The sequence below is a fragment of the Candidatus Symbiopectobacterium sp. NZEC135 genome (assembly GCF_025962695.1).
In genome coordinates, this window is sequence record NZ_JAGFPF010001373.1 from 1 (window position 1) to 573 (window position 573).

General features: G+C 58.8%; 1 protein-coding gene. It reads left to right on the plus strand.

Going from position 1 to position 573, the window contains the following annotated elements; genetic code table 11:
- The coding region (locus J5224_RS34325; RefSeq protein ID WP_264629304.1) for a zinc-binding dehydrogenase at positions 1 to 573 on the plus strand (573 nt) is incomplete at both ends.

Below are 573 nucleotides of genomic sequence, written 5' to 3' on the forward strand. Positions count from 1 at the left end.
GGCTGGGATGCCAGTGGCACCGTGCTTGCCATTGGCGATCGCGTCAGTGGTTTTCAAGTGGGAGATGAAGTGTGGTATGCGGGCGATATCACGCGCGCTGGCAGCAACAGCTCGCACCAGCTCATTGATGCACGTATTGTGTCGCACAAACCCGTCTCTCTCGACTGGGCTGCCGCCGCTGCCCTGCCGCTGACCGCACTTACCGCCTGGGAAGGACTGTTTGAGCACCTTGAGATTCAGGACGCGGATGCGGGGAAAAATCTGCTGATTATCGGCGGCGCGGGCGGCGTCGGTTCTCTGGCTATCTCACTGGCGGCACTGCGCAGTGAGGTCAAGGTTATCGCCACGGCATCCCGTCCTGATTCGGCAGAATGGTGCCGCCAGCGCGGAGCGGATCTGGTGGTTGATTATCGCGATTTGGTCGGTGAGCTGAAAAAAGCGGGCATCACCCAGGTGGATTATATTTTCTGCCTGAACGACACCGACGGACACTGGGGCGCGATAGGCACGTTGATTGCACCGCAGGGCAAAATTTGCACCATCGTGGAAAACGAACGTCCGTTGGATCAGAAC